Source organism: Enterobacter sp. K16B (genome assembly GCF_020216105.1).
GTDB lineage: Bacteria > Pseudomonadota > Gammaproteobacteria > Enterobacterales > Enterobacteriaceae > Enterobacter > Enterobacter sichuanensis.
In genome coordinates this window covers 1-22037 of record NZ_JAIWJZ010000075.1, presented here as the reverse complement: position 1 = coordinate 22037, position 22037 = coordinate 1, and the positions used below count along the sequence as shown (strand labels likewise).

The 22037-nt window shown below is 56.7% G+C and carries 16 protein-coding genes; 10 read left to right on the top strand and 6 right to left on the bottom strand.

Annotated elements, in window-relative coordinates; translation table 11 throughout:
* From bcsZ to LDK53_RS14615, 5 genes are all read left to right on the top strand, one after another.
* Positions 1 to 1107, top strand: coding sequence for a cellulose synthase complex periplasmic endoglucanase BcsZ (bcsZ, locus tag LDK53_RS14635; protein ID WP_225287463.1), 1107 nt, complete (start codon positions 1 to 3; stop codon positions 1105 to 1107).
* Positions 1089 to 4571 (top strand): cellulose synthase complex outer membrane protein BcsC, encoded by a 3483-nt coding sequence (gene bcsC / locus LDK53_RS14630; protein ID WP_225287459.1) that lies wholly within the window; start codon positions 1089 to 1091, stop codon positions 4569 to 4571. Before bcsZ ends, bcsC begins: the two co-directional genes overlap by 19 nt.
* Before the next feature lie 119 nt (positions 4572 to 4690).
* Positions 4691 to 6697, top strand: coding sequence for a biofilm formation regulator HmsP (hmsP, locus tag LDK53_RS14625; RefSeq protein ID WP_025759449.1), 2007 nt, complete (start codon positions 4691 to 4693; stop codon positions 6695 to 6697).
* Positions 6698 to 6856: 159 nt separating this feature from the next.
* Complete coding sequence (locus tag LDK53_RS14620; RefSeq protein ID WP_025759448.1) at positions 6857 to 8143, top strand: dicarboxylate/amino acid:cation symporter; 1287 nt, start codon at positions 6857 to 6859, stop codon at positions 8141 to 8143.
* 226 nt (positions 8144 to 8369) lie between these two features.
* Positions 8370 to 9863 (top strand): M16 family metallopeptidase, encoded by a 1494-nt coding sequence (locus LDK53_RS14615; protein ID WP_045286577.1) that lies wholly within the window; start codon positions 8370 to 8372, stop codon positions 9861 to 9863.
* 40 nt (positions 9864 to 9903) lie between these two features.
* On the opposite strand, the gene LDK53_RS14610 is transcribed toward LDK53_RS14615, so the two are convergent.
* On the bottom strand, positions 9904 to 10872 hold the full coding sequence (locus LDK53_RS14610; protein WP_225287458.1) for a sugar kinase: 969 nt from the start codon (positions 10870 to 10872) through the stop codon (positions 9904 to 9906).
* 229 nt (positions 10873 to 11101) lie between these two features.
* Here LDK53_RS14610 and pdeH point away from each other — a divergent pair, with 229 nt between their 5' ends.
* A complete protein-coding gene (gene pdeH / locus LDK53_RS14605) occupies positions 11102 to 11875 on the top strand; it encodes a cyclic-guanylate-specific phosphodiesterase (protein ID WP_025759444.1) in 774 nt (257 codons plus the stop codon).
* Positions 11876 to 11940: 65 nt separating this feature from the next.
* Positions 11941 to 13983: an AsmA family protein gene (locus tag LDK53_RS14600; protein WP_225287457.1), complete on the top strand. Its 2043-nt coding sequence runs from the start codon at positions 11941 to 11943 to the stop codon at positions 13981 to 13983.
* A gap of 109 nt (positions 13984 to 14092) precedes the next feature.
* Here the strand turns inward: LDK53_RS14600 and LDK53_RS14595 are convergent, their stop codons facing one another.
* The 3 genes from LDK53_RS14595 to LDK53_RS14585 form a co-directional block, all read right to left on the bottom strand.
* The gene (locus tag LDK53_RS14595; protein ID WP_045286580.1) at positions 14093 to 15415 is read right to left on the bottom strand and encodes an MFS transporter; all 1323 of its coding nucleotides are present in this window, start codon (positions 15413 to 15415) and stop codon (positions 14093 to 14095) included.
* Positions 15416 to 15675: 260 nt separating this feature from the next.
* On the bottom strand, positions 15676 to 16701 hold the full coding sequence (gene yhjD, locus LDK53_RS14590) for an inner membrane protein YhjD (protein WP_025759440.1): 1026 nt from the start codon (positions 16699 to 16701) through the stop codon (positions 15676 to 15678).
* A gap of 50 nt (positions 16702 to 16751) precedes the next feature.
* Positions 16752 to 17651: a LysR family transcriptional regulator gene (locus tag LDK53_RS14585; RefSeq protein WP_095452501.1), complete on the bottom strand. Its 900-nt coding sequence runs from the start codon at positions 17649 to 17651 to the stop codon at positions 16752 to 16754.
* Between the two features lie 119 nt (positions 17652 to 17770).
* Here LDK53_RS14585 and LDK53_RS14580 point away from each other — a divergent pair, with 119 nt between their 5' ends.
* Both LDK53_RS14580 and LDK53_RS14575 read left to right on the top strand, forming a co-directional pair.
* Complete coding sequence (locus LDK53_RS14580) at positions 17771 to 18529, top strand: SDR family NAD(P)-dependent oxidoreductase (RefSeq protein ID WP_225287462.1); 759 nt, start codon at positions 17771 to 17773, stop codon at positions 18527 to 18529.
* 172 nt (positions 18530 to 18701) lie between these two features.
* Entirely contained in the window at positions 18702 to 19304 is a 603-nt protein-coding gene (locus LDK53_RS14575; protein ID WP_025759436.1) for a helix-turn-helix transcriptional regulator, read from the top strand.
* On the opposite strand, the gene LDK53_RS14570 is transcribed toward LDK53_RS14575, so the two are convergent.
* Positions 19283 to 19621: a lysozyme gene (locus LDK53_RS14570; RefSeq protein WP_045286581.1), complete on the bottom strand. Its 339-nt coding sequence runs from the start codon at positions 19619 to 19621 to the stop codon at positions 19283 to 19285. The two genes, LDK53_RS14575 and LDK53_RS14570, sit on opposite strands and share 22 nt — an antisense overlap.
* Before the next feature lie 72 nt (positions 19622 to 19693).
* Entirely contained in the window at positions 19694 to 20233 is a 540-nt protein-coding gene (locus LDK53_RS14565) for a GNAT family N-acetyltransferase (RefSeq protein WP_225287456.1), read from the bottom strand.
* A 146-nt stretch (positions 20234 to 20379) separates the two neighbouring features.
* On the opposite strand from LDK53_RS14565, the gene LDK53_RS14560 reads away from it, so the two are divergent.
* The gene (locus LDK53_RS14560) at positions 20380 to 21969 is read left to right on the top strand and encodes an STY4199 family HEPN domain-containing protein (protein WP_225287455.1); all 1590 of its coding nucleotides are present in this window, start codon (positions 20380 to 20382) and stop codon (positions 21967 to 21969) included.
* The last annotated feature ends 68 nt before the right edge of the window (positions 21970 to 22037 follow it).

Below are 22037 nucleotides of genomic sequence, written 5' to 3'. Positions count from 1 at the left end.
ATGAACGCCGTTCGCTGGTGTGCATTCGCCGCGTTGATGCTGGCGGCGCTCCCTCTTCGCGCCGCCTGTACCTGGCCTGCCTGGGAGCAGTTTAAAAAGGATTACATCAGCGAGGGTGGGCGTGTCATTGATCCCAGTGACACGCGCAAAATTACGACTTCGGAAGGACAAAGCTACGCCCTGTTCTTTGCCCTGGCGGCGAACGATCGCAACGCGTTTGACCAGCTGCTGAGATGGACGCGCGATAATCTTGCCAGCGGCAATCTCGACGATCGTTTGCCGGCCTGGCTATGGGGCCAGAAAGACAACGCGAGCTGGGCGGTGATTGATAACAATTCCGCCTCCGACGCCGATGTCTGGATCGCCTGGTCACTGCTCGAAGCAGGCCGGCTGTGGAAACAGCCGGACTATACCCGCACGGGTAAGGCACTGCTTAAACGGATTGCCAGCGAGGAAGTGGTGAAGGTACCGGGGCTCGGCGCAATGCTGCTCCCGGGAAAAGTCGGTTTTGTCGATGAACACGCCTGGCGCTTTAACCCCAGCTATCTTCCTCCGCAACTCGCGCGTTACTTCACCCGCTTTGGTGCGCCGTGGACCCAGCTTCGTGAAACCAATCTGCGCCTGCTGATGGAGAGTGCGCCGAAAGGGTTTGCGCCGGACTGGGTGCAGTATCAGAAAAACAGAGGCTGGCACCTGCAGCAGGATAAATCGCTGGTGGGCGGCTACGATGCCATCCGTGTTTATCTCTGGGTAGGGATGATGAGTGATAAAGATCCTCAGAAAGCCCGGCTGCTGACGCGCTTCCAGCCAATGGCGGCCATGACGACCAGACAGGGTCTCCCGCCGGAGAAAGTGGATGTCGCGAGTGGAAAACCGACGGGAAATGGCCCGGTGGGGTTCTCCGCCGCCATGCTGCCTTTTTTACAACAGCGTGATGCCCAGGCGGTTCAACGCCAGCGCGTGGCAGACCATTTTCCCGATAACAACGCCTATTACAGCTATGTACTGACTCTCTTTGGACAAGGATGGGATCAGCATCGTTTTCGCTTCACCGCTAAAGGTGAATTAATACCGGATTGGGGCCAGGAATGCGCAAGTTCACAGTAAATCTACTCAGTTTATCGCTTGGCCTGGCGCTGATGCCGTGGGCCCAGGCCGCCAACTCCCCGCAGCAGCAACAGCTGCTGGAGCAGGTTCGGCTGGGCGAATCGACACAGCGTGAGGATTTGGTGCGTCAGTCGCTCTATCGTCTTGAGCTAATCGACCCAAACAACCCTGACGTGATTGCCGCGCGCTTTCGCTACCTGCTGCGTCAGGGCGATAATGCCGGTGCGCAAAAAGAGCTGGATCGTCTGAAAGGGATCGCGCCGGGTTCCAGTGCGTATCAGTCCTCTCGCAACACCATGCTGCTGTCCACCCCGGATGGCCGTCAGCAGTTACAGCAGGCGCGATTACTCGCCACAACGGGACATACGCAGGAGGCCATTGCCGCCTATGACAAGCTGTTCGACGGCAACCCACCGGGTGGCGACGTGGCGACAGAGTACTGGAATGTGGTGGCGAAAGATCCCGCCCGCCGCAATGCGGCCATTAACCAGCTGAAGAAAATTAACAGCAGCAGTCCGGGTAATACCCAGCTGCAGTCCACGCTGGCTCAACTGCTGTTCCAGACCGGACGTCGTGATGAAGGCTTTGCGGTGCTGCAGGAGATGGCCCGTTCCACCAATGGGCGCAGCCAGGCGTCGGATATGTGGTATGAGCAGATCAAAGACCAGCCTGTCAGCAACGCCAGCGTCACTGCGCTGCAAAAATACCTGAGCGTGTTCAGTGAAGGCGAGAGCGTAACGGCAGCACGTTCACAGCTTGAAGCGCAGCAGAAACAGCTCGCCGATCCGACTTTCCGTGCGAAAGCACAAGGCCTGGCGGCGGTGGATGCCGGGCAGGGGGATAAGGCGGTGGCGGATCTGCAAAAGGCGGTCAGCGCAAACCATGCCGACAGTGAAGCCGTTGGCGCGCTGGGCCAGGCATACTCACAGAAAGGCGACCGCGCTCGCGCGGTGGCCCAGTTTGAAAAGGCGATCGCCCTCGACCCGCAGAGTGATAACCGCGGCAAATGGGACAGCCTGTTGAAGGTTAACCGTTACTGGCTGCTGATCCAGCAGGGCGATGCGGCGCTGAAGGCGAATAACCCGGCGCAGGCGGAACGCTACTATCAGCAGGCGCGCAATATCGACAATACCGACAGTTATGCGGTGCTGGGGCTGGGAGATGCCGCGGCGGCGCGTAAAGATAACGCTGCAGCAGAGCGCTATTATCGCCAGGCGCTGCGTATGGACAGCGGCAACAGCAATGCGGTTCGTGGGCTGGCCAATATCTACCGCGCGCAGTCGCCGGAGAAGGCGTCGCAATTTATCCAGTCTCTCTCCGCCAGCCAGCGTCGCAGCATTGATGATATTGAACGCAGCCTGACCAACGAGCAGCTCTCCGCCGAGGCAGAACAGCTGGAGAACCAGGGGAAATACGCGCAGGCTGCCGACATTCAGCGCCGTCGTCTGGCGCTCTCTCCGGGCGACGTGTGGATAACCTACCGTTTGTCCCGCGATCTCTACAGCGCCGGCCAGCGCAGCCAGGCGGATACCCTGATGCGTCAGCTTGCCCGCCAGAAACCCACCGATCCGGATCAGGTGTATGCCAACGGGCTCTATCTTTCCGGAAACGATCAGGACCGGGCCGCGCTGGCGCATCTGGACACGCTGCCGCGCAGCCAGTGGAACGGCAATATCCAGGAGCTTGCCGACCGTCTGCAAAGCAATCAGGTGCTGGAAACCGCCAACCGCCTGCGCGACAGCGGCAAAGAGCAGGAGGCGGAAAACCTGCTTCGCCAGCAGCCAGCCTCCACCCGCATCGATCTCACGCTGGCGGACTGGGCACAGCAGCGTGGCGATCTGGACTCGGCGAAAACGACCTACAACGCCGTCCTGCAGCGTGAGCCGCAGAACGAAGACGCGATCCTCGGTCTGACCGAAATTTACAGCGCGCAAGGTAACAAGGATGCCGCCCGCGCGGAGCTGGCGAAGCTACCCGCTGCGCAAAATGGCCAGCCGCTGTCGCTCAATATGCAGCGCCGGATCGCGATGGCGCAGGCGGGTCTGGGTGACGCCGCAGCTGCAGAACAGACCTTCAACAAAATCATTCCGCAGGCTAAATCACAGCCAGCGTCGATGGAAAACGCGCTGGTGCTGCGTGATGCGGCACGTTTTCAGGCGCAAAACGGCCAGCCTCAGCAGGCGCTGGAGACCTATAAAGATGCCATGGTCTCCTCTGGCATCACCACCACCCGTCCGGCGGATAATGACAGCTTTACGCGCCTGACGCGTAACGATGAAAAAGATGACTGGCTGAAGCGCGGCGTGCGTAGCGATGCCGGAGATTTGTACCGTCAGCAGGATGTTAACGTCACGCTGCAGCATGATTACTGGGGCTCCAGCGGGACGGGGGGCTACTCCGACCTGAAAGCGCATACCACCATGCTGCAGGTTGATGCCCCGCTCTCGGACGGACGGATGTTCTTCCGCAGCGATCTGGTCAATATGGATGCCGGTTCGTTTGCTACCCGTAACGGCACCTACGATCCCAAGTGGGGGACCTGTGCCGAAACGCCGTGTAGCGGCAACACGCATCAGTCAGACAATGGCGCGAGCGTTGCCGTCGGCTGGCAGAACAAAACCTGGGCATGGGATATCGGTACCACGCCGATGGGCTTCGAGGTGGTCGATGTGGTCGGTGGGGTAAGCTACAGCAGCGACCTGGGTCCCGTGGGCTACACTGTTAACGCCCATCGTCGGCCGATTTCCAGCTCTCTGCTGGCCTTCGCCGGGCAAAAAGATACCAACACCGGCACTACCTGGGGCGGCGTGCGCGCCACCGGCGGTGGGGTGAGTATAAGCTACGACAAAGGCGAGGCGAACGGCATCTGGTCAAGCCTGAATGCGGAGACGCTGACGGGTAAAAATGTGGAGGATAACTGGCGCGTGCGCTGGATGACCGGTTACTACTACAAGCTCATTAATAAAAACAATGAGCGGCTTACCGTCGGTGTCTCTAACATGCTGTGGCACTACGACAAAGATCTGAGTGGCTATACTCTGGGCCAGGGCGGTTATTACAGCCCGCAGGAGTATGTCTCCTTCGCCCTGCCGGTGACCTGGCGTAAACGCACGGAGAACTGGTCCTGGGAACTGGGGGGATCTGTCTCCTGGTCGCACTCCAAAACCAATGACGAGCTGCGCTACCCGGACCAGAGTCTTATTCCAACCGATGAACCTGGCCGCTATACCGACCGGGGGGCGATGGAAACCGGCAGCAGCTCTTCAGGCACCGGTTATACCGCGCGGGCCATTATCGAACGTCGGGTGACCTCCAACTGGTTTGTTGGCCTGGGCGTGGATATTCAGGAAGCAAAAGACTATACCCCAAGCCATGCGCTGCTGTACGTACGCTACTCTGCCGCAGGCTGGCAGGGTGATATGGACTTACCGCCGCAGCCGCTCATTCCTTACGCGGACTGGTAATCGGATTTTACTTAATCCATTTGTAAGTCTCTCTTAAAAGTGCAGCAATCGGGTATACTCAGGCGCGCCAGGTTTACACCCTGGTGCGCCCTGCGCTTCGAGTTCTGTGGAGAGTCATTTTGCGTGTCAGCCGTTCCTTAACGATCAAACAGATGGCGATGGTGTCTGCCGTCACAATGCTGTTTGTACTGCTATTTTGCGTAATTTTGCTGTTTCATTCCGTGCAGCAGAATCGCTATAACACGGCTTCGCAATTAGAAAGTATTGCCCGCTCGGTGCGCGGCCCGCTCTCAGCCTCGATCCTGAAAGGCGATATTCCCGAAGCGGAAACCATTTTAAAACGCATCCAGCCTGCAGGCGTAGTCAGCCGCGCAGACGTGGTGCTGCCTAACCAGTTCCAGGCGCTGCGGATGAGCTTTATCCCTGAGCGTCCTGTCCCGATGATGGTGATGCGCCTGTTTGAACTGCCGGTACAAATCTCGCTCCCCATTTACTCGCTTGAGCGTCCTGCCAACCCGCAGCCGCTAGCCTATCTCGTCCTGCAGGCGGACTCGTACCGCATGTATAAATTCGTCATGAGCTGGTTTGTCACGTTAGTGACCACTTGCTTACTTATGACGCTGATCCTCAGCGTGGCGCTGACCTGGTGCATTAACCGGCTGATCGTGCATCCGCTGCGGCGTATCGCCCGGGAGCTGAACACCCTTTCCCCACAGGACCAGATGGGCCATCAGCTTGAGCTGCCGCGCCTTCATCATGACGATGAGATCGGCATGCTGGTGCGTAGCTACAACCTTAACCAGCAACGCATCCAGCGTCAGCAGGATGAACTGAACAGTAGCGCCACCCGCTTCCCGGTGTCGGAGCTCCCCAATAAAGCGTTTCTGATGGCAATGCTGGAGCAGACCGTCGCTCGCCAGCAGACTACGGCGTTGATGGTCATCGCCTGTGAAACCCTGCAGGACACGGCGGGCGTGCTCAAGGAGAGCCAGCGCGAGATGCTGCTGCTTACCCTGGTGGAAAAGGTGAAATCTGTGCTTGCGCCACGCATGGTGCTGACCCAGGTGAGCGGGTATGACCTGGTGGTGATTGCAAACGGGGTGAAAGAGCCGTGGCATGCAATCACATTAGGTCAGCAAGTACTCACTGTCATTAATGAGCGGCTCCCCATTCAGGGTATCCAGCTTCGTCCGAGCGCCAGCATCGGAATTGCCATGTACTATGGCGATCTGACCGCGGAACAGCTTTATCGCCGCGCCTTTTCGGCGGCGTTCACCGCCCGTCGCAAAGGCAAAAACCAGATCCAGTTCTTCGACCCGGAGCAGATGGAAAAGGCGCAGCAGCGCCTGACGGAAGAGAGCGATATTCTGACCGCGCTGGATAACCGCCAGTTTGCCCTCTGGCTCCAGCCGCAGGTGGATTTGCACACGGGAGACGTGAAAAGCGCCGAGGCGCTATTGCGGATGAAACAGCCGGATGGCTCATGGGAGTTACCGGAAGGACTGATTGAGCGCATTGAATCCTGCGGTCTGATGGTAACTATCGGATACTGGGTGCTGGAAGAGACCTGCCGTCAGCTTGCCGCCTGGCAGGAGCGCGGCGTGACGTTGCCGCTGTCGGTCAATTTGTCCGCCCTGCAGCTGAAGCACCCGACCATGGTTTCAGAGATGCTGGAGCTTATCCACCGTTACCGCATCAAACCGGATACCCTGACCCTGGAAGTGACAGAGAGTCGGCATATAGACGACCCCAATGAAGCCGTCGCCATTCTGAAGCCGCTGCGTCATGCCGGCATTCGCATTGCGCTGGATGATTTTGGCATGGGTTACGCCGGGCTGCGTCAGCTTCAGCACATGAAAACCCTGCCGGTGGATGTGCTGAAAATTGACAAAGCGTTTGTCGACGGTCTGCCGGGCGACAGCAGCATGGTGCAGGCGATTATCCATATGGCGCGCAGTCTCAACCTGCATCTTATTGCGGAGGGGATTGAAACCGAAGCGCAACGCAGCTGGCTGGCTGAGGCGGGCGTGGAGAGTGGGCAGGGTTTCCTTTTTGCCCCAGCGGTTCCCGCGGATGTCTTTGAAGAACGTTACCTTTCTGGCGCTGGCCATCACGCAAAAGTGTAATTTTGTTGCTGGCTTGTGCGAGCCAGCTCAAAGTTCTTAACATTTGTGTTTCAAATTTGAACTGAGTTTATTTCTGTCCTGTTATGTGGGTGTTATTTTAAAGCCGCAGGTTAACCATAACCTTACAAAACCTGTGGTTTTTCTTCCCAAGGACACCTTATGAAAACCTCACTCTTCAAAAGTCTTTATTTCCAGGTCCTGACAGCCATCGCCATCGGTATTCTGCTGGGTCACTATTACCCTGAACTGGGCGCACAAATGAAACCGCTTGGCGACGCGTTCGTTAAGCTCATCAAAATGGTCATCGCCCCGGTGATCTTCTGTACGGTCGTGACGGGCATCGCGGGCATGGAAAGCATGAAGGCGGTTGGCCGTACCGGTGCCGTAGCGCTGCTCTATTTTGAAGTGGTCAGTACGCTGGCGCTGATTATTGGTCTGATCATCGTCAACGTGGTGCAGCCAGGCGCGGGTATGAACGTCGACCCGTCGACGCTGGATGCGAAAGCCGTCGCGGTTTACGCCGAGCAGGCGAAGGATCAGGGTGTGGTCGCCTTCCTGCTGGACGTCATTCCTGGCAGCGTAATTGGCGCGTTTGCCAGCGGTAATATCCTGCAGGTCCTGCTCTTCGCCGTGCTGTTTGGTTTTGCCCTCCACCGTCTGGGCAGCAAAGGCCAGCTCATCTTTAACGTCATTGAAAGTTTCTCGCAGGTGATCTTCGGCATCATCAATATGATCATGCGTCTGGCGCCGATTGGGGCCTTCGGTGCGATGGCCTTCACCATCGGTAAGTACGGCGTCGGTACGCTGGTGCAACTGGGGCAGCTGATTATCTGCTTCTATATCACCTGTATCCTTTTCGTGGTGGTGGTCCTGGGCTCCATCGCCCGTGCGACAGGTTTCAACATCTTCAAATTTATCCGTTACATCCGCGAAGAGCTGCTGATTGTTCTGGGGACCTCCTCTTCAGAATCGGCGCTGCCGCGTATGCTCGATAAGATGGAAAAACTGGGATGCCGTAAATCGGTGGTGGGGCTGGTGATCCCGACGGGTTACTCTTTCAACCTGGATGGCACCTCGATCTACCTGACGATGGCAGCGGTGTTTATCGCCCAGGCGACCAACAGCCATATGGATATTGTCCATCAGATTACCCTGCTGGTGGTGCTCCTGCTCTCTTCTAAAGGGGCGGCTGGCGTGACGGGCAGTGGCTTTATCGTGCTGGCGGCGACGATTTCCGCGGTGGGTCACCTGCCGGTGGCGGGTCTGGCGTTGATTCTCGGGATTGACCGCTTCATGTCAGAGGCGCGTGCCCTGACCAACCTGGTGGGTAACGGCGTGGCTACGGTGGTAGTGGCGAAATGGGTCAAAGAGCTGGATCACAAAAAGCTCGACGATACCCTGAACAATCGTTCATCGGACAGCAAAAATCCTGGTTTATCCTCTTAATCTTGTCACAAATGCCCGTATTCCCTTGTCGGGATGCGGGCTCCTGCGCATAATAACTGTTCGTACCTGTCATAATTCGACAAGATTTTTTTGGGTATATTTCACTTCTGACCGTGACGTTTTGCCGAATGCGCGGTCTAATCGACGTGTTTTCATCGTCATCTTTAAGAGTGAGGCGCGTCGCGAGGCACTCTTTTTTAACCAGGAATGTTGATCAGGGGTTCACATGCAGGGCACAAAAATTCGACTCTTAACCGGCGGTTTGCTGATGATGGCAGCAGCCAGTTATGTGCAGGCAGATGCGCTCCAGCCAGACCCGGCCTGGCAACAAGGAACATTAGCGAACGGTTTTCAGTGGCAGGTGTTAGCCACGCCGCAGCGTCCCAGCGATCGTATTGAAATCCGTCTGTCCATTAATACCGGTTCCCTTACGGAAAGCACTCAGCAAACCGGTTTTAGCCATTTTATTCCCCGGCTGGCGCTTACTCAGAGCGGCAGCTTGCAGGCTGTTCAGGTGCGTTCGCTTTGGCAACAGGCCATCGATCCGAAACGCCCACTCCCACCGGCTGTTGTCTCGTATGACTACACCATGTTTAACCTGAGCCTGCCTAATAACCGTAACGATCTGCTTAAAGAAGCCCTCACTTATCTCTCCGATGCCTCTGGCAATCTGGCGATTACGCCGGACACCGTCAACTATGCGTTGAGCAACAGCGACATGGTGGCGACCTGGCCTGGTGATACCAAAGAGGGCTGGTGGCGTTACCGCCTGAAAGGTTCCGCATTACTGGGGCACGATCCGGCTGAACCGCTGAAACAGCCGGTAGACGTCGAACAGGTTAAATCCTTCTACCAGAAATGGTACACCCCGGACGCGATGACGCTGATCGTGGTGGGTAACGTGGACAGCCGCGCAGTGGTTGAGCAGATCAACAAAGCGTTTGGCGATTTGAAAGGCAAGCGTGAATCACCGGCCCCGGTGCCGACTCTCTCTCCGCTGCGTGCAGAGCCTGTCAGCATCATGACGGACACCGTGCGTCAGGACAGACTCTCCGTGATGTGGGATAACGCCTGGCAGCCCATCCGTGAGTCCGCGGCGCTGTTGCGCTACTGGCGTGCCGATCTGGCCCGAGAAGCGCTGTTCTGGCATGTTCAGCAGACGCTCAGTAAGAACAACGTGAAGAATATCGGTCTTGGCTTTGACTGCCGCGTGCTGTTCCAGCGTGCGCAATGCGCCATTAACGTTGAATCACCGGGCGACAAGCTGAATGCAAATCTGGGCGTGGTCGCGAAAGAGCTGGCAAAAGTGCGTAAAGAGGGGCTTCCTGAAGAGGAGTTCAATGCTCTCGTGGCGCAGAAAAAACTGGAGCTGCAGAAGCTGTTTGCGACTTACGCTCGCGCCGATACCGACATTCTGATCAGCCAGCGTATTCGCTCTCTGCAGAACCAGGTGGTGGACATTGCGCCGGAACAGTACCAGAAGCTTCGTCAGGACTTCCTGAACGGTCTGACCGTCGAGATGCTCAATCAGGACCTCCGTCAGCAGCTGTCGCAGGATATGGCGTTGATCCTCCTGCAACCGAAAGGCGAGCCGGAATATGACATGAAGGAACTGCAGACAACCTGGGATTCCATTATGGCTACCGCGCCGCAGCCAGCGCAGGCCGCGACGGCGGATGATTTACACCCGGATGCGACGGATATTCCGCAGGGGCAGTAATCCCCTCACCCCGGCCCTCTCCCCAAAGGGGAGAGGGTGTTCATCGTTCCCTCTCCCCTTTGGGGAGAGGGTTAGGGTGAGGGGCAGGCATCGCCTCACGCGGAATAATCGCCCCGCGATACTGAATGACGGTGCTGGCCGTCAGGTGCCCACGCTGTGCTGCCGCTTCCGGCGTGCCGCCCGTCAGACGCACCGCCAGATACCCCGCGCTGAATGAATCACCCGCCGCCGTGGTATCAATCACGTTCTCTCTGGCAAGCTTCACCGCCGGGACGTCAACCACCGCTTCCCCCGTGATCGCCACCAGACACGACTCCGCACCGCGCTTAATCACCACTTCATTCACGCCCGCCGCCTGCGTGCGCGCAATCACGTCCTCTACCGGTTTTTCTCCCCACAGGGCGTCTTCATCGTCGAGGGTCAGGAAGGCGATGTCGGTGCATTGCAGCATCTGCTGATAGACCTGCTGCGTCTCTTCGCGGCTGGTCCACAGGCGTGGACGGTAGTTGTTATCGAAAATCACCTTCCCGCCGTTGGCGCGGCACTCGCGCAGCAACGACAGTAGTTTTTCGCGGCTGGACGGGCTCAGAATAGCCAGGCTAATCCCGCTCAGATAGAGGTAGTCAAACGTCGCCAGCGTTTCGCAAAGGGCGGCGGCGCCGTCGCTCTCCAGCCAGTATTTCGCCGCGGCTTCATTTCGCCAGTAGTAGAACGTGCGCTCGCCGGTCTCGTCGGTCTCAATGTAATACAAACCCGGCAGGCGGTTTTCCATACGCTGGATCAGTGAGGTATCAATATGTTCACTCTGCCAGGCCTCCAGCATCTGCTGGCTGAAGCTGTCCGTCCCCAGGGCGGTAACGTAGTTCACGGTGAGCGCCTCAGGCGCAACCTGACGGGCAATATAAACGGCGGTGTTTAACGTATCGCCACCAAATCCGCGGCTGACGTCCGCGCCTTTTTGGGACAGCTCAATCATGCATTCGCCAATCACGGCAATTTTTTTAGACATAGTCGTGAACCTGAACAGAGTAATTTTCGCTAGTGTGCGCTGGGTGAATTAACAGGTCAACTATATTAAAACAACGTTCCATTATTTTATTTGAGCCAGCGCGTGTTCCTGCTCATTGCTGTCATCTTAATTTCATTTTCCGGGTTAATTGAACATAAAGTTCTCAATTGCCGCGCCGATAATCCTGTGACGAGTCCAGAAAGGCCATCCCAACAACAGGACATCTGAAATGAAGTCAGAGCAGGTTATCCAGCGGCTGAGCACTACGCCTGAGGCAAGTATTGAGAACTTGCAGGAGCATCGCTACTGGCTGCAATGTGAGCGCGCGTACACCTATCAGCCGATCTACCGAACGGATGGCCGACTGATGGCCATTGAAATATTGACCGTGGTGACGCACCCCTCAAACCCTACTCAGCGTATTGCACCGGATCGCTACTTTGCCGAAGTGGCCGTTCGCCAGCGTCTGGATGTGCTGGAAGAGCAGCTCCGAATGCTGGCGACGAAGCAGACCTTTTTCGAGCAGCACGATATCCTCGCCTCGGTCAACGTTGATGGCCCGACTCTGCTGGCGCTGCGTCAGAATGCGAAATTGCAGGAGCTGATCGCCACCCTGCCGTGGATGCGCTTTGAGCTGGTGGAGCATGTCCGCCTGCCGCAGGACTCCTCGTTTGCGTCGATGTGCGAATTTGGCCCGCTGTGGCTGGATGATTTTGGCACCGGCATGGCGAACTTCTCCGCCCTGAGTGAAGTGCGCTACGACTACATTAAAGTGGCTCGCGATCTGTTTATTATGCTGCGCCAGACCCCGGAAGGGCGGAATCTGTTTACGCTGTTATTACAGCTGATGAACCGCTATTGCCAGGGCGTGATTGTTGAAGGTGTGGAAACCCTGGAAGAGTGGCGTGATGTGCAAAACTCTCCCGCCGCGGCGGCGCAAGGCTATTTCCTCTCTCGCCCGGTACCCATGGATCGCCTCGATAGCGTGATAACGACCCTCTGATAAGCCCGCTTCCCTTTGTCTGGACTATAGTTTTACAGGACAGGTCATCAGGAAAGGGGATAAAAATGACGAAAACAACCAGGGTAATCTCCTGGACCGCAGGGATTTTCTTGTTGTTGATTGTGGTCGTCGTCATCATTATTGCGACGTTTGACTGGAACCGCCTTAAGCCGACCATCAACCAGAAAGTCTCAACCGAGCTGAATCGCCCCTTCGCTATACGCGGTGATTTAGGGGTAGTGTGGGAGCGTCAGAAGGAGGAGCCCGGCTGGCGAAGCTGGATCCCCTGGCCACATGTCCACGCCGATGACATCATTCTCGGCAACCCGCCCGATATCCCGGAAGTGACCATGGTTCACCTCCCTCGCGTTGAAGCTACGCTGGCTCCGCTCGCGCTCTTCACCAAAACGGTCTATTTGCCGTGGATCAAGCTGCAGCAGCCCGATGCGCGCCTGATCCGTCTCTCTGAAAAAAACAACAACTGGACCTTTAACCTTGCCAGCGACGGCGAAAAAGATCCGCATGCCCGGCCCTCGTCCTGGTCATTCCGTCTCGACAATATTCTCTTCGATCGCGGACGGATCGCCATCGACGATAAAGTCAGCAAGGCGGATGTGGAGATCCTGGTAGATCCGCTTGGCAAGCCGCTGCCCTTTAGCGAGGTGACGGGCACGAAAGCCAAAGGCGACACCGCAAGCGTAGGGGATTACGTCTTCGGCCTGACGGCAAAAGAGCGCTACAACGGCCAGCCGCTGAGCGGAAAAGGCAAAATGGGCGGTATGCTGGCGCTCCGCAGTGAGGGTACGCCGTTCCCGGTGCAGGCGGATTTCCGCTCCGGGAACACCCGTGTGGCGTTTGTGGGGACGGTCAACGACCCGATGAATATGGGCGGCGTCGATCTTCAGCTCAAATTTGCCGGTGATTCGCTGGGTGAGTTGTATGAACTGACCGGCGTACTGCTCCCGGATACCCCGCCGTTCGAAACGGACGGGCACCTGGTCGCCAAAATCGACAGCGAAAAGTCCTCTGTTTTTAACTACCGGGATTTTAACGGCCGCATCGGCGACAGCGACATCCACGGTTCGCTGACCTACACCACCGGGAAACCGCGCCCCAAACTGGAGGGGGATGTCGAGTCCCGTCAGCTGCGACTCGCCGACCTGGGTCCGCTGATCGGCGTCGATTCCGGCAAAGGGACGAAGTCAAAAGAGGTGAAGAAAGATCTCCAGCCAGCCGGGAAAGTACTGCCCTATGACCGCTTTGAGACGGATAAGTGGGATGTGATGGACGCGGACGTGCGTTTCAAAGGCAGAAAAATTGAGCACGGCAGCACGCTGCCAATCAGCAATCTTTCGACCCATATCCTCCTTAAAAATGCTGACCTGCGCCTGCAGCCGCTGAAGTTTGGTATGGCGGGTGGGACCATCTCGTCGAACATTCACCTCGAAGGCGATAAAAAGCCGATGCAGGGGCGAGCCGATATTCAGGCCCGCAGGCTCAAGCTGAAAGAGCTGATGCCCGATGTGGAGCTGATGCAGAAAACCCTCGGTGAAATGAATGGCGATGCCGACATACGCGGCGTGGGGAACTCCGTGGCGGCGCTGCTGGGAAGCAGTAACGGTAACCTCAAGCTGCTGATGAACGACGGGCTGGTGAGCCGCAACCTGATGGAGATCCTCGGGCTGAACGTCGGGAACTATATCATCGGGCAAATCTTCGGTGACGATGAGGTGCGGGTGAACTGTGCGGCGGCCAACCTGGACCTGGTGAACGGCGTGGCGCGTCCGCAGATTTTTGCCTTTGACACGGAAAACGCGGTGATCAACGTGACCGGCACCGCCAGCATGGCCTCGGAGCAGCTTGATTTGACCATTGACCCGGAAAGTAAGGGGATCCGTATCATCACCTTGCGTTCGCCGCTGTATGTGCGCGGCACTTTCAAAAACCCGCAGGCGGGGGTGAAGCCCGGACCGTTGATTGCACGCGGCGCGGTGGCCGCAGCCCTCGCGACGCTGGTCACCCCAGCCGCAGCGCTGCTGGCGTTGATTTCACCGTCAGAAGGGGAAGCGAATCAGTGCCGGAATATTTTGTCGCAGATGAAGAAGTAGCTCCCGTTCTCCCTCTCCCTGTGGGAGAGGGTCGGGGTGAGGGCATCAGGCCGCAGTCAATGACAGATTCTGTAGGCCGGGTAAGGCGGAGCCGCCACCCGGCATTAGCTTACAAAGCCTGATGCTTAGTCTCGTGGGTCAGCAGCAGCGCAATCAGCGTCAGCGCCGCCATGGCCGCAAGATAGACGCCCACATAGAACAGGCCATAATTCGCCTGCAGCCAGGTGGCGATATATGGCGCAACGGACGCGCCCAGAATAGACGAGACGTTATAGGAGAACGACGCGCCGGTATAACGCACTTCCGTCGGGAACAGCTCCGGCAGCAGCGCGCCCATCGGACCGAAGGTCAGCCCCATCAGGCTCAGGCCAATCAGCAGGTAGGCCATCACCAGCGCCGGACTACCTGAGCCCAGCAGCGGCGGGAAGACAAACAGGGCAAACAGAATAATGAGCGTGGTGATCGTAATCATGCTCGCACGGCGACCAAACTTATCCGCCAGCAGACCCGCAATCGGTACCATCACGCCAAACCCAATGACCGCCATCATCAGCATCCACAGCACTTCGTTACGCGGCAGCCCCAGCCCAACCGGCGCGGCGGCGGTACTGAAAGTCATGGAGTAAACCGTCATGATGTAGAACAGCGTGTAGGTGGCCAGCATGATAAACGTGCCCAGCACGGTCACGCGGACGTGTTTAGTCAGCAGTGTACCCAGCGGCACTTTCACCTGTTTTTTCGCCGCGGCGACTTTCGCGAACACCGGCGTTTCGTGCAGAGAGACGCGGACATACAGGCCAATCAGCACCAGTACGGCGGAGAACACAAACGGGATACGCCAGCCCCAGCTCATGAACTGTTCATCCGTCAGCAGCCAGGAGAGCAGCAGGAACGTCCCGTTCGCAAAGAAGAAGCCAATCGGTGCGCCAAGCTGCGGGAAGGAGCCATACAGCGCGCGTTTACGCGCCGGAGCGTTCTCGGTCGCCAGCAGCGCCGCGCCACCCCATTCACCGCCCAGGCCCAGACCCTGACCAAAACGTGCCAGCGCCAGCAGGACCGGCGCCAGAATGCCGATGGTCTCATAGGTCGGCAGCAGGCCGATGGCGACGGTGGAGATCCCCATCGTCAGCAGCGAGGCCACCAGCGTCACTTTACGTCCAATGCGATCGCCAAAGTGTCCAAACAGCGCCGAGCCAATCGGACGCGCCACAAACGCGATGGCAAAGGTCGCCAGAGACTGTAGCGTGGCCGCCGTCGGGTCTCCCTGCGGGAAGAAAATATGCGGGAAGACGATAACCGCGGCGGTGGCGTAAATATAGAAGTCGAAGAACTCAATGGCGGTGCCAATCAGCGAGGCGACGACGACTTTATTGCGCGAGTTTACCGGAACGTTTTCCGTTCCTGAGTCGAGTGTGGTGGCTGTTGCTTGCATAATATTTTCTTATTTTTGTCGAACGAAAGGCCATATTACGCACAGCAAAAGCGACATTTCAATCTGTAACAAAGCCGCGGGCTGGTGATAAAAGCAACAAAAAGCGGATAATTTTCAGACCAGCCAAATCACGTCTATGAAATGCTTCACAGTTTTTAAATATCAGTCAATAACACTGGTTTTTGGTTAAATAAAAGTTACGGTCTGGATTTATATGCTGAAATGATGAATCGGGCTGAAATTTCAGCCCGGAAGAAGGGTTAGCGGTGCGTTTTTCCCGGCATCCGCGGGTCATCTTTATACTCGGCGGTGGCAATCCACGCTGCACAGAACAAGGTCAGACGGGCGAAGAAATAGAAGAACGCCATCAGGCCCAGCACCGAGCCAAACGCCGCGCCAGACGGGGATTTCACCAGCGATGGCAGGGTGTAAGTCATCACAATTTTGATGACTTCAAAGCCGATCGCCGCAATCAACGTGCCGCGGATCAGCGCCTTCTTACGCGGGCGATGGCGCGGCAAACGCCAGAAGATCCAGAAGAACAGCAGGTAGTTGGCGAAGATGGAGATGGCCAGCCCAATGCCACGCCAGGCGGGTTTCAGCCATTCGATATAATCAAGATAGAGCGCGGAGATAATCATCTGCTGCGCCGAGCCCGCCACCGAGGTAATGGAGAGCGTCACGATGAGTGCGACCAGCAGGCCAATCAGCGAAACAAAGTCGCGGAGATACTTCACCCAAATCTTCTCCTGATCCTGCGGCTTACGCTCCCAGACATCGCGCGACTGAGCGCGAATGGCCTCGCGCAGGTTGCCCATCCAGTTTACGCCGGAGTAAAGGGCGATCAGCAAACCGACGATGCCGACCGTGGTACGCTGCTGAACAGCGGTATTGATGGTGCTTTTAAGCGTGCTGGCCAGGGTCGGGTCACTGACGTTATTCAGGATCTTCGTGAAGATATCCTGCAGCAGCGTCGGGTGTGAGGCGAGCACAAACCCGGCCGCCGCAAACGACACCATCAGGATCGGAATCATCGACAGGAAGGAAAAATAGGTGATGGCGGCACCAAACTGGTTCCCCATGCGGTCATTAAAACGCTCAGTTGCGCGTATCAGATGCGCCACCATGGGAAACTGCTGGATTCTTGCGGCGATGCCGGTGACGGTTCCCAGCGCCTTGCTGACGGTGCCAGGTGCTTTGGCCTCTTCTGGCCCGGTTTCCATCTTCCTGATGGGATCATACTCTAATTGTTGGGTGGGTCGTTGCGGGTTGTTTTCCGGCGTCACGCGTCTTTTCCTTTTCGTTTGGCTGGATGTTATTGAATTATAGCTTGCGACTAATCCACGTAAGCTTTTGTGAGTTCAGTAAGCCACTCCATAAACAGATGTACACGGCGGGAGAGGTTGCGGCGGTGGGGATAAATCAGCGAGACCGGCATCGGTTCAGCCCGGTACTGCGGGAGGATCTCGATAAGCTTCTTCGCCCGCAGAGAATCACGCACCCCGACGCGCGGGACCTGAATAATCCCCAGCCCGGCCAGACAGGCCGCCTGGTAGGTTTCTGTACTGTTAACGGTTAATACCCCGCCCGTTTTAATCCACTGGGTGCTACTGCCGTTATAAAACTCAAAGCCCTGCGGGCGGGTTCCCAGCATCGCAGCGTAGTGAATCACCGCATGGGAGCCTAAATCATCCAGCGTTTCCGGATAGCCGAAACGCGCCAGATAATCCGGGCTGGCGCAGTTAATCACCGACAGCTTGCCCAGCGGACGGGCGATCAGCCCCGAATCCTTCAGCGTGCCCACACGCACCACGCAGTCAAACCCTTCACGGATCACATCCACCAGCCGATCGCTGCTGCTAAGCTCCAGTTCGATACCCGGGTACTGCTGCAGAAATGTCGGCAGTTTAGGGATGACTAAATTTCGTGCAACGCCGACGGGCATATCCACGCGCAGCCGTCCGCTGATGCTGGAGGGATCGTGCTGAAACATACCGTCCAGTTCATCGAGGTTCGCCAGCAGATCTTTTGCCCGTTCGTAATAGACCATGCCGTCCTGCGTCAGGCTGACGCGGCGCGTGGTGCGGTGCAAAAGCTGGGTGCCAAGCCGGTTTTCCAGGGCCTGAATTTGTCGTGAAACGCTGCCTTTCGGCAGCGTTAACGTTTCTGCCGCGCGGGAAAAACTCTCCAGTTCCGCGACGCGAACAAACAACTGCATTGCGTGAATTTTATCCATAGCTGCCGCTCATTGTTGTTGCAGATGAAACAGTGAAGCGTTCTTTGCTGTCTTTATTGATCTTCTATCACCTAATAAGCTCTTTCTCAATCTCCCTAACAGCCAAAACGAGGTTTATGATGACTGAACGTATCGCATTAGTGACTGGTGGTAGCCGCGGTCTGGGTAAAAACGCCGCCCTGAAGCTGGCAGCAGACGGAACAGGAATTATCCTGACTTACCATCGCAATCAGCAGGACGCACTGGATGTTGTGCGCGAAATTCAGGAAAAAGGGGTCAACGCGGCGGCATTGCAGCTCAACGTCGGGGATATCGCCAGTTTCGACGCGTTTGCCCTGCAGTTACAGCAAATCCTTAAGTCTGTCTGGCAGCGTGAACGTTTTGATTATTTATTAAACAATGCCGGAACGGGTTTATTCACGCCGTATGCCGAGACGACGGAAGCCCAGTTCGATGAGGCGTTGAATATCCACTTTAAAGGACCGTTTTTCCTGACCCAGCGTCTTCTGCCCTTGCTGAACGATGGCGGGCGGATCCTCAACGTCTCCAGCGGGCTGGCTCGTTTTACTCAGCCAGGGGCCGGAACCTATGCGGCGATGAAAGGGGCGATGGAAGTGCTCACCCGCTATCAGGCGAAAGAGTTGGGGGCGCGGGGGATCTCCGTCAATATCATTGCGCCAGGGGCGATCGAGACGGATTTTGGTGGCGGAAGTGTGCGCGACAACGCCCAGCTGAATCAGACGTTGGCTTCGCAAACGGCGCTGGGCCGGGTTGGCCTGCCCGATGATATTGGCGATGCCATTGCGGCGCTGCTGAGCGATAAACTGGGCTGGATGAATGCACAACGTATTGAAGTGTCTGGCGGGATGTTCCTGTAATACGCCGCCTTAAGGGGACGGACCCCCTTAAGGAAATCCTTAAGTAAAGTGTGTCAGGATACGGCAGATATAAATACCCCTGGCGATTTTGTAACCGCTCCGTTCATTGAGTTTTTTCTCAAATCCCCCCTCTGTAGAATCCCCCTTCGCTATTCTCAGAGGGAGAAAAACGATGCGAGTAATCATGTTTGACAGGCAGTCACTATTTATTCATGGAGCGATACACAGTCTGCGGACGTTAATTCCGGAAATAAATATCACTGGAACCTGTCAGGCAGAAGATTTATGGGCGCAGATGTCCGCGTCGCCGTCTGCTATTGTCCTGATTGACGGTAATTTAATTCAGGATGAGGGATGTGGTGTGCTGGATGACATCCTGCATCGCTTGCCGACGATACGCGTGATCATGGTTCTGGCGAAAAAAGAGGCCAGATGGGTTGAACAATTGCGCCAGCGAAACATCATGGCCATTATTCCCCGCACTGCCAGCCCCGAGCGCTTTTCCGCCGTACTGGACTCGGTGTCCAGAGGGATGGTCTGCTTTCCCGGAGAGTGGGTCAGAAAGCCGTCGTCGCCACAGGCGTTACTGGCATTAAGTGAACGCCAGCGCGAAGTGCTGAAACTGCTGGCGGCGGGGGAGTCAAACAAAGAGATTGGGCGCAACCTCAACATCAGTGCGGCCACGGTAAAAGCGCATCTGGAGGCGCTTTTCCGGCGGCTGGACGTTAAAAACAGAACTCAGGCTGCGATGTACTACACCCGGGCGACGGCCTGAAAAATCGCTTCCGGCAGCGAAGGTATCTCTCCGAAGCTGAACATCATCATCACCAGCGTGTCATGCTGCTGTTGGGTTAATGGACGTGTCACATTTTCCCGCAGCAGCGCCTCGCACAAGCGAATGTCCTCGTGAAGCAGCGCGTCGGCCTCCAGCGGAGTGACAGGACCGTGAAACTGCTCCCGATCGCGGATAACGTGGCCGTAGCCGATAACCCATAATCCATGTTCGTCACGATATTTCTCCAGAGAAAGCCCCTGATGCTTTTTTATTAATTCAATGGCGGCAGAAGATATTTCCAGCGTAAGACCGTTCATATTCGTTTCCTCTCAAGAGGCGACACTGTAGAGGAAACGATTTACGATAAATATCCGCCAAATGGCTGTTGATCAGGAATTGTTGTTCAGATATTCCTGCCGTAATAAACCAAATAACCAGTCATTCTGCCAGCGCCCCGCCAGGTAATAGCTCTCGCGTAATTCGCCTTCGAGGCGAAACCGGGCTTTTTCCAGCAGACGTCTTGAGGCGACATTCCCGGCGGTAACGGTGGCGGTGAGTCGGCGTATGCCGCCCTCTTCAAAGGCATAGCGGCAGAGCGCCTGCAGGGATTCGAAGCCGTAGCCTTTTCCCTGCGCCTCGGGTGCGAAAAGAAAACCGACTTCTGCGCAATCCTCCTCCCGATGAATATAGCCGGTGACGCCCAGCGGAACCCGGGTGAGGGCATCACGGACGACGAGACACAGCCAGTGCGCGCTGCCCGGCGTCCAGGGCGTCAGGCGGGCCTCAAACGCGGCGCGGATGTCCGCGACGGGGCGGTCTTCCGCCACAAAGCGCATAACGTCGGGATGTTGCTGTAACGCCAGAAAAAAGGGCCAGTCCTGTTCCTTCAGGGGCGAATAGTGAAGGCGAGGGGTAATTAAAACCGGCATTCAGATTCTCCTGACATTTTTAAATGATTTTAGGGTTGTCACTTTATTTAAACAGAAAGTCAGGTATGGTTAACCTCGTATAAATAAAAAGAAAAACGGCCTTCACGTGCCCATTCGGATGTCTTCGTTGTCACTTAAGGAAAATAATGACTCTCAGCACATCACATCATATTCGCGAACAGTTCGAACACTGTCTGGCAGTCATTCGCCATGCGTCGGTGGAAATTTTGCTTCTTCTGAATGTACATGCTTCGGAGGGTAAAGATCCACGCTGGTTTCTGGAGCAGCTCGACAGCGCGCGCTTAGCCCAGGGCGGCTGGGGTGCCGTGGCGAAGAAGCTCAACCTGAATGATGCCGAGATGTCGGAATTTACCCTCCAGCTGCGCCTGTTACAGCAGCGGGTGCCGCAGTATGAAAGCGGGCAGGATGTGAGTGAAAACCAGCTGATTGCGGCGATGCGATTTGTGACCGCGCTGGAACATCTCCGCCTGCAGCAGCCGCTGTTGACCTACAGCACGGAGCTGGCACCGGGCAGCGAACTTCAGCAGCAGCAGGCGCAAAAACAGGTGCGTGCGATAGAGCTGATGTTAAAAGGGCTTATTCAGCATGCCTGGCCCGATCCGGTGCGCCTCAACAACCATCTCAAGACGCTGTTTAACGCTGACCGCGTCAGACGCTGGCTGAAACTGGGCGAGATTAACGATGTCCTGAGCGGCATGATGTTCAGTGAACTGGCGCAGATGCTGGTGGATAAAAAAGAGTTCAGCCGCTACTACGCCTCACTGTTTAACGACCCCGCCATGCTTACGCTTCTGGTGGAGCCGCGAAAAACCCTACAAACTTTCCTCGACGACATTCGGCAAATCCGCAACCATCTTACCGTACAGAAAGCGTTAAGTTCGGCGCAAATTCAGCTGCTGGATAGCTACTACACGCAGATCTCGCGGCCGGTTCAGCGGGCGTTTGAGGAGGGGAGAACCCGCGTCAATCCGGCCGGATTCATGGCGGTGGATGCCAGCGAATTGCATACGTTCTGGGAAAAGGCCCAGAAAATGGATCGGGTCACGGGCGGGGATCTGTTTGAAGTCCGAGACACCATTGAAAAGCCGACGCAGCGCGCGCCGCGTACCCCGGAACAACGCGAACAGCTCATTTCCGGTGTGTTATGGGGGGCGGTTGGCGTCATGGTGATTGCCATCGTGGCGGGGGGCTTCTGGCTGGTGACCAGCAGCAAACCGCAACCTGCCGTCGCCAAAGCCGCCGAAGCGGCACCGCCACAGGAAATGCGCGAGACCCCTTCCTCGCGTGAAACACTCACGCGGATGGGCGTCACCTGGGACGAGAATAATTTCCGTTCGGCCATCAACCGCAACGATACCCGCGTGGCGCAGCTCTTTTTGCAGGGTGGAATGGACTGGAAGCTCTCCTGGACCGAAGAGGCGATGTCGGCAGGTTATGACGACGTGCTGGAGGTGATGTTGCGCTACCGGCAGAACATGGTGGAAGAGAAGCCATGTCGTCGCTTTATTAACACGCTCAGCCACGCCATGGCGAACGGCGAGTCCCTGACTTCCGTAAGGAAAGAGTATCTGAAAGCGTTTTGCACCGTGCCTGCGGTGGTGAAACGCCAGCAGCACGATCTCGACATGGCGACACGCCGGGCCCAGTCGCAGCCGGATGCCAGCAACAAAAAATGGCAGTCCATCCAGACGGCCATTTATGAGGTGATCCGCTGATTTCTACTCTCTCTCCCTGTGGGCTGAGGGATCCCCACAAAATAATGTCTGCACAGACGACCCCCTCT

What these genes read in the sequence shown, in the direction of transcription:
- bcsC (WP_225287459.1), top strand. Translation starts at nt 1,089, where the DNA reads ATGCGCAAGTTCACAGTAAATCTACTCAGTTTATCGCTTGGCCTGGCG.
- LDK53_RS14560 (WP_225287455.1), top strand. Translation starts at nt 20,380, where the DNA reads ATGACTCTCAGCACATCACATCATATTCGCGAACAGTTCGAACACTGT.
- LDK53_RS14580 (WP_225287462.1), top strand. Translation starts at nt 17,771, where the DNA reads ATGACTGAACGTATCGCATTAGTGACTGGTGGTAGCCGCGGTCTGGGT.
- LDK53_RS14620 (WP_025759448.1), top strand. Translation starts at nt 6,857, where the DNA reads ATGAAAACCTCACTCTTCAAAAGTCTTTATTTCCAGGTCCTGACAGCC.
- LDK53_RS14565 (WP_225287456.1), bottom strand. Translation starts at nt 20,233, where the DNA reads ATGCCGGTTTTAATTACCCCTCGCCTTCACTATTCGCCCCTGAAGGAA.
- LDK53_RS14575 (WP_025759436.1), top strand. Translation starts at nt 18,702, where the DNA reads ATGCGAGTAATCATGTTTGACAGGCAGTCACTATTTATTCATGGAGCG.
- LDK53_RS14610 (WP_225287458.1), bottom strand. Translation starts at nt 10,872, where the DNA reads ATGTCTAAAAAAATTGCCGTGATTGGCGAATGCATGATTGAGCTGTCC.
- LDK53_RS14615 (WP_045286577.1), top strand. Translation starts at nt 8,370, where the DNA reads ATGCAGGGCACAAAAATTCGACTCTTAACCGGCGGTTTGCTGATGATG.
- LDK53_RS14595 (WP_045286580.1), bottom strand. Translation starts at nt 15,415, where the DNA reads ATGCAAGCAACAGCCACCACACTCGACTCAGGAACGGAAAACGTTCCG.
- LDK53_RS14570 (WP_045286581.1), bottom strand. Translation starts at nt 19,621, where the DNA reads ATGAACGGTCTTACGCTGGAAATATCTTCTGCCGCCATTGAATTAATA.
- LDK53_RS14585 (WP_095452501.1), bottom strand. Translation starts at nt 17,651, where the DNA reads ATGGATAAAATTCACGCAATGCAGTTGTTTGTTCGCGTCGCGGAACTG.
- LDK53_RS14600 (WP_225287457.1), top strand. Translation starts at nt 11,941, where the DNA reads ATGACGAAAACAACCAGGGTAATCTCCTGGACCGCAGGGATTTTCTTG.
- pdeH (WP_025759444.1), top strand. Translation starts at nt 11,102, where the DNA reads ATGAAGTCAGAGCAGGTTATCCAGCGGCTGAGCACTACGCCTGAGGCA.
- bcsZ (WP_225287463.1), top strand. Translation starts at nt 1, where the DNA reads ATGAACGCCGTTCGCTGGTGTGCATTCGCCGCGTTGATGCTGGCGGCG.